Annotated in this window: 8 protein-coding genes and 1 rRNA gene; all 9 read right to left on the bottom strand. The window is 42.4% G+C overall.

What is annotated here, in order from left to right:
* Nucleotides 1–841: 841 nt before the first annotated feature.
* The 9 genes from yabA to rrf all read right to left on the bottom strand — a co-directional run bounded on the left by yabA (nt 842) and on the right by rrf (nt 6,519).
* On the bottom strand, nt 842–1,192 hold the full coding sequence (gene yabA, locus WAM07_RS17330) for a DNA replication initiation control protein YabA (RefSeq protein ID WP_041601128.1): 351 nt from the start codon (nt 1,190–1,192) through the stop codon (nt 842–844).
* A 16-nt stretch (nt 1,193–1,208) separates the two neighbouring features.
* On the bottom strand, nt 1,209–2,036 hold the full coding sequence (locus tag WAM07_RS17325; protein WP_224895964.1) for a PSP1 domain-containing protein: 828 nt from the start codon (nt 2,034–2,036) through the stop codon (nt 1,209–1,211).
* A gap of 8 nt (nt 2,037–2,044) precedes the next feature.
* Nucleotides 2,045–3,031, bottom strand: coding sequence for a DNA polymerase III subunit delta' (gene holB, locus WAM07_RS17320; protein ID WP_422168643.1), 987 nt, complete (start codon nt 3,029–3,031; stop codon nt 2,045–2,047).
* Between the two features lie 15 nt (nt 3,032–3,046).
* A complete protein-coding gene (locus WAM07_RS17315; RefSeq protein ID WP_422168642.1) occupies nt 3,047–3,487 on the bottom strand; it encodes a YaaR family protein in 441 nt (146 codons plus the stop codon).
* A 19-nt stretch (nt 3,488–3,506) separates the two neighbouring features.
* The gene (locus tag WAM07_RS17310; protein WP_422168641.1) at nt 3,507–3,836 is read right to left on the bottom strand and encodes a cyclic-di-AMP receptor; all 330 of its coding nucleotides are present in this window, start codon (nt 3,834–3,836) and stop codon (nt 3,507–3,509) included.
* 49 nt (nt 3,837–3,885) lie between these two features.
* Nucleotides 3,886–4,521, bottom strand: coding sequence for a dTMP kinase (gene tmk / locus WAM07_RS17305; RefSeq protein ID WP_422168640.1), 636 nt, complete (start codon nt 4,519–4,521; stop codon nt 3,886–3,888).
* The gene (locus tag WAM07_RS17300; RefSeq protein ID WP_422168639.1) at nt 4,518–5,954 is read right to left on the bottom strand and encodes an aminotransferase class I/II-fold pyridoxal phosphate-dependent enzyme; all 1,437 of its coding nucleotides are present in this window, start codon (nt 5,952–5,954) and stop codon (nt 4,518–4,520) included. The genes tmk and WAM07_RS17300 overlap by 4 nt, the downstream gene beginning before the upstream one ends.
* A 126-nt stretch (nt 5,955–6,080) precedes the next feature.
* Nucleotides 6,081–6,263 carry a sigma factor G inhibitor Gin gene (locus tag WAM07_RS17295; protein ID WP_422168638.1) on the bottom strand — a complete coding sequence of 61 codons (183 nt, stop codon included), beginning with the start codon at nt 6,261–6,263 and terminating at the stop codon, nt 6,081–6,083.
* A 142-nt stretch (nt 6,264–6,405) separates the two neighbouring features.
* Nucleotides 6,406–6,519 (bottom strand): 5S ribosomal RNA (gene rrf, locus WAM07_RS17290).
* Nucleotides 6,520–6,530 lie beyond the last annotated feature (11 nt).

Genomic DNA, 6,530 nt, shown 5'->3' with positions numbered 1-6,530 from the left:
TACCGTCGGACTTTGAATGATTCTCATATTTTGTTTTGCTAATAAAAAGTCAATTCGTTCGTCATCATATAGTTGTACCATCATGCTTGTTTCCTTTCTAACGTATGGAAGTTAATCAGATTTTCATTATCATAGATCTTCCTAATAAGCTTATCATGGACATTTTTTATTTAATATAAAGCTCAGTTAATTCTCCGTGTTGATTTTTAAAGAAAAGCTCCCGATACTGGAAGACTCAGTTTCGAGATATCTAGTGAGAGGGGTAGGTCCTGCGGGGAACGACTCGCTTTCCGTGGGCATGTGCTGAGCCTCCTCAAGCTAAAGCTTTCCGGGGTCTCACCGATCATGCTTATCCCACAGGAGTCTCATCGTTCCCCTCCGGACCTTGCTATATTGTGCTCGAAATCTTGTTCGAAACTCGCCGGTTTATGATGGAGATATTTATAACAATAAGAGTGTACGTGTAAATAATCCCCGCTATAGAAGCATTTGAGGCGGAGCAAGCACACCTCTAGCGCCTATAGAAGGGTTCGGTCCACTCTTCAATCATAGGGTGGCGAAGGAAGCGACGAGACTCCCGCGGGAGAAGGAGCTAGGCGAGCCCCCGCAGGGAGTGAAACGAACGAGGAGGCTTGCCAGTTCCCCCGCAGGAAAGCGAGTTGTTTCCGTAGCCGCCCTTATCTATTTTGGGCAACGGACTCAAAATATCTCAAAACTGAGTCTTACAGTAACCGACCCTATACTTTAATAAGTCTCTTATGAAATCAACAACTAGATTTAACAGACCTTAATATAAAGAGAGCCTTTCCTTGGAAGAGCAAGGAAAGGCTTGGACCTGGGATTATTTTTTCTTATTTAAGAAGGAGAGACAAAATAAGCAGTCTTCATCTCTCGGGCTTCCAAAGTGTAAATTACAAATGTGAAACCCCTCTTCATAAAGCCTGGCCAGGTTATCGTAACCTTCGCCTACAGCAGGACCGCGTTCCTGCTTAGTGCCTGAAGAGGCTTTTTGCTTTTCTGCTTCATGTTCTTTGTCTAAACGCTGCCGCAAGTGATGATTTTCAAGCGATAAATGTTGATTTTCTTCTAGTAGATAAGCGAGCTGTTTTTTCAGATCACCGAGCTGTTCATAAAGCTCTCCTATTTGAGATTCTAAATGGGATACATGTTCGAATATAGCTTTTTTATTCACGCTTGACTCCACCCTCTTATTCTGCGGCTTCGGTTTGGACGACTCCTTCATCAATTAATTCCTGCAAGGAGTACTCAAGAACACGTTCTTTTTCTCTAAATTCAATCTGGACCATGCGCTCCAGCATATTTAAACCGACGACTTTCCCTTTCCCAAAGGAAGTAGAAATGTTCTCGCCTAAATCGGGAAGCTCCTTCTTAGCAGCTTCATAATCGTCGTTTTCATACTTAAGGCAGCACATGAGCCTCCCGCACAATCCTGAAATTTTCGCCGGATTTAACGAGAGATTCTGGTCTTTCGCCATTTTTATGGATACAGGTTCAAAATCACCCAGAAATGTTGAACAGCATAGCATGCGTCCGCATGGACCGATACCACCAAGCATTTTGGCTTCATCCCGGACTCCAATCTGGCGCAGTTCTATCCGGGTTTTAAACACGGAAGCTAAGTCTTTAACCAACGTTCGGAAATCAACTCGGCCGTCGGCTGTAAAATAAAAAATTACTTTATTACGATCAAACGTATATTCTACGTCTACAAGATTCATGTCCAATTTATGTTCACGGATTTTCGCTTCGCAGACACGATAAGCCTCTGCAGCGTTGTCGTTGTTTTCATCCACCGTCACCTTATCCTTATCATCCGCAATACGAATGACTTTCTTAAGTGGTAAGACTACGTCTTCTTCATCTACGGATTTATTAGCAATGACAACTTTTCCGAATTCAATACCGCGCACGGTTTCGACAATTACATAATCCTCTGTGGTCATTTTTAACTGTCCAGGGTCAAAATAATAAATTTTTCCCGCCTGTTTAAATCGGACACCTACAACTTCGATCATCCGGATCATCACCTCTGTAGTTGAAGGGTAAGTTGTTCCATCACTAAATTAGGATGGACATTTTGATTTATCTTTCGTTTCGCCTCAAGGATATAGGACAAACACTGCGCTGCTGACTGCCTCGACCACCTCATGGCCGCCTGCTCTAATTTCTCCTGTTCCGTTGTAAAGACGATGGAATTTTCCCGGTCCAAATAAAAGTTAATTACATCTTGGAACCAGAGCATTAAGACATCAAGACCGCGCTGTAGCTGTTGTCTCTCTTTAAAGTGAGGCATCCACTGATGGTTGATAAATAGAAGTCCTTCATTTGGTTTATTTTGAAGCACTTCAATTAATTGTATCACTAATTTTCGCACATTAGCAAACCAATCATCGTCATTAATCTCCATAGCTTCCGTTAAATTATTTGTTAAAGAAGCTAATATTTTTGCGTTTGATTGAGACACGCCTTCTTCTATAAGTTTACTCTCCACTCGTTCTGGATTTAGAGGCTGAAAAGCGAGAAGCTGACAACGTGATCGGATCGTGTCCAGCATGGTCTGGCCGCTTTCGGTAAGCAGCATAGCGGTTGTCTGCTGGCTCGGTTCTTCCAGGAACTTCAATAGACGGTTGGAAGCATTGGTAGTCATCCGATCGGCATCTACGATGATATAAACTTTTCGATTAGATTCCAGCCCGGTATAAGTGAATTCTTTCTGAAGATGAAGGATTTGCTCTTTTTTAATGGATTGGCCATCCGGTTCAATCCAATGAAGATCTGGATGATTTCCTGAATCTACTCTTTTGCAGTCCCGGCATGACTGACAGGGAGCAGCCCCTTCACGAAATTTACAGAAGATACTTTTAGCAAAAAGAATACTCATTTCCCTTTTACCGGTCCCGCGATTTCCTTGAAATAAATAGGCATGCGAAATACGGTCCTTATGAAAGCTGTTCATTAGCATCTGAGCAGCTAAAGGTTGAATTTCTTTCATTTCTGTCCATGTCTGCATAGTGTTCGTCCGTCCTTACGTATATAAATTAATGAGCAGACCTTTAATCTCTCCAATAAGCCCCAGTAAGTCGATTGTTTTCTTCTCCTCATCCATCACAGCTTCCGTCAGCTCGGCTAATTTTACATCTACTGACTCTACGAGAGTTAGTTTCCTGGTTTGTCCATACTGATTCCAGCTGTGGGAGTGTTTTAAGTTCATTCCATAATTGACGGATTCTTTGACGAAATCCTTGATCAGTCTCTTATATTTAGCCAGGTCCCGAAAGGAACGAAACCGGGCTACACGCTCCCCTTGAGCATTTATACTTTTGATCAGCTGGTTTAGCTGAACTTCTTGAAGCTGCCTGGTCTGGGATTGAACAAGTTGATCAAATCTTGGTCTGCCTTGTGATTGTTGGGCCGCTAGCTTTTGGGCAGACTCCATTTGAGTTCGCATATCATGGGTGATTTTCATGTAAGGCGGCTCCTTTACGTTAAAACTGGAAAAAAGAATCGATAGGTAAAATGAAGACCGTAGCGCCACCGACTTCTACTTTTACAGGCTTTGGTATATAGGAATCGGCATTGCCTCCCATTGGAGAAATAGGCGCTACCATTTGTTCACGCTGACTACAGTTATTTCTTATGATGTCCAGAGCATCGTCCACTTCTCCGTCCTCACAACCAATCATAAATGTGGTATTTCCTTCTCTTAGGAAACCACCTGTCGTGGATAATTTAGTGGTTTTAAAATCGTTCTCTGCTAAAGCATCGGTCAAACGATTACTATCTTTGTCCTGGACAACCGCAATGATCATTTTCATTGGATCGAACCCTCCTGTTGGGTGTTTTATATCATTATAACAAAATTAGTTATTTAGCTGAGGGAAGACGGGTGCGAAGAACTTGATAAGCTGCTGTTTTCACCTTATCAAAAGGCTGCCCGGCATTAATCACTTTAATACGGTTTGGATACTTGCCCGCCAATTGGTGGTAAGCATCGTGAACCTTTTGGTGAAAATCTATTTCCTCGAGGTCTAAACGATTCTGCTCTCTTCCTTTGTTGGCTGCAATCCGGCTCAGTCCTTCACTCGGTTCTATATCAAAAAGAAGCGTAAGTTCAGGCATGCAATCTTCAATGGCAAAATCGTTTACTTTGTACACTTCATCCATGCCTAGCCCTCGCGCATACCCTTGATAGGCTAAACTGGAATCAATGAAGCGGTCGCATAACACAATTTTTCCTTCCTGCAGCGCTGGCACTACTTTTTCTACTAAATGCTGTCTTCGTGCTGCTGCGTATAGAAGCGCCTCTGTACGAGCGTCCATGGCTGTGTGAGAAGTATCCAAAATCACGTGCCTGATCTTTTCAGCGATTTCGATTCCGCCCGGCTCCCTTGTTTCAAGCACCTGGTACCCTTCTTCACTCAATTCTTTTCCAATGGCATGCAGCATGGAAGACTTTCCTGCTCCTTCTCCGCCTTCAAATGTTACAAATAATCCCTTCACGACAATTCTCCTTTAACCACTCGTACTCCTTCTCCAATTCTTTCATTTTGAAAACGGGCTCCTTGCCCCAGAAGCGACTGGATTTGTTTTCTATGATGGTTAGATATACGCTCCCCTTTCATAAGTAAAGGGATTCCCGGAGGATATGGAATGACATCTTCAGCTGATACGTAACCCACAGCTTTAGACCAGTCAGCCCATTCTGATAGACGATCTTCTAAATCAGCGTAGCTTATATCTAAGGTTTGAATTTTAGGAAACGATGGTTGTTCTATTTTTATTGTAGCACGCTTTTCTTTGTTTTTTAATTGCGAATCTACATCATCCAGGCGCTGTTTTAAGAGTTCCGCATCCAAGTAAGGACTTAACCCGAACGTTATTAATACTTGATCGGAAGTAGCAAGTTCGGGATAAATTTTGAGACTCTCCAATACTTGAGCTATATCAAAACCGGTAAGCTCCCTGGTTTCTAATGTCATCTTAAGAGGATCATCATAGACAGAAAGTGGCTTTACTTCCCACCGGCTGCTTGCTTTCTTAAAAATCTCTCTTACTTCATGAATAAAAGTCAGAGTGGATCGTAATTCGGCTTCCGTTCGCTGTGCTAAAAAATATCTGGCTAGATCAAGACTTGCCATCAACGGATAAGATGGACTGCTCGATTGCAGAAGTTTTAAATAATGCTTTAATTTAAAAACCGGGAAGCGATCTTTTTGGCAATGTAGAAACGAGCTCATTGTCATAGCTGGAGCCATTTTGTGGGCAGATTGAACAACCGCATCAGCCCCAGAGCGTAAAGCGGAAGTTGGAAAAGGATCTCCCAACTGAAAATGGACTCCGTGCGCCTCATCGACCAGCACTGGAATGTTATGCGCTTGAATGGTTTCCACGACTCGATTTAAATCATATGTACGCCCAAAATAATCCGGGTACGTTAAAAATACAGCCTTCGCTTCAGGGTACATGGTAATGGCATGTTGAACAGATTCTGCCGAAAGCTTACTATACCGCCCGGTTTCCACTTCAAATTCAGGAGAAATAAAAACAGGAGAAGCCCCTGCCAGTTCGATTCCATGTAACACTGATTGATGACTGTTTCTTTGCACAATAATCGTATCTCCACGTTGACATATAGCAAGAATCATCGCTATGTTTCCCGTCGTACTTCCATTTACTAAAAAAAAGGACTCATCACTGCCGAAATAACGGCTGGCTAAATTCTGTGCCTCAGCAATTACTCCTTCAGGAGAGTGTAAATCATCAAGTCCGTCAATTTCAGTGACATCTATGGATAAAATTGAATTAAAACTCTCTTGACCTTTGTCCGGCCATACCTTTCCAAACTTATGGCCTGGGACGTGAAAGGTAATAGGATCCTGCTTCATATGATGAATTAACGCATCGTAAAGCGGCGTTTGACTTTGATCGTGCACTCGTATTCACCTACTTTTTTAATCTCTCATCCTATCGTACAGAAAACCCGGAGCTGGAGCAATTCGTCCATAAAAAAATCACCTCATCCTAAATGAAGTGATTCTCTCATAGCTGCTAAACTTGTCTTAAGACAGGATCATGGACCGATGAGCTTTAGACATCTGATTTACAAAAAACTGGTATTTAGGGTTGTCGGTGGACGTCTCTATCATTTCTTTCTCACATGAAGCACAAATATAAACTCTTAATAAAAATATGCCGTCTTCCGTTTCTTTCGAACATATGCTGCAGCACTCTTTACGACTCATTCAAATTTCCTCCCTGCTTCCTTCTAATCTGTTAACCAAGTACTATATCTATTTCTAGTTTCTCCGAATCTATCATTTATATACATCTATCATAAAAAAAGATACAAAAAAACCTTAGAACTTATTCTAAGGTTAACTATTGACGTGGCGGCGTCCTACTCTCACGGGGATCGACCCGACTACCATCGGCGCTGAAGAGCTTAACTTCTGTGTTCGGCATGGGAACAGGTGTGACCTCTTCGCCTTCACCACCACATCATATACAGT

Source organism: Halobacillus sp. (assembly GCF_049282395.1).
Lineage (GTDB): Bacteria > Bacillota > Bacilli > Bacillales > Halobacillaceae > Halobacillus.
This window is presented reverse-complemented; position numbering and strand designations above follow the sequence as displayed.

Bases quoted from the DNA above. Each gene is read 5' to 3' on its own strand.
- WAM07_RS17325 (WP_224895964.1), bottom strand. From the start codon at position 2,036: ATGATCGAAGTTGTAGGTGTCCGATTTAAACAGGCGGGAAAAATTTAT.
- holB (WP_422168643.1), bottom strand. From the start codon at position 3,031: ATGCAGACATGGACAGAAATGAAAGAAATTCAACCTTTAGCTGCTCAG.
- WAM07_RS17315 (WP_422168642.1), bottom strand. From the start codon at position 3,487: ATGAAAATCACCCATGATATGCGAACTCAAATGGAGTCTGCCCAAAAG.
- WAM07_RS17310 (WP_422168641.1), bottom strand. From the start codon at position 3,836: ATGAAAATGATCATTGCGGTTGTCCAGGACAAAGATAGTAATCGTTTG.
- WAM07_RS17295 (WP_422168638.1), bottom strand. From the start codon at position 6,263: ATGAGTCGTAAAGAGTGCTGCAGCATATGTTCGAAAGAAACGGAAGAC.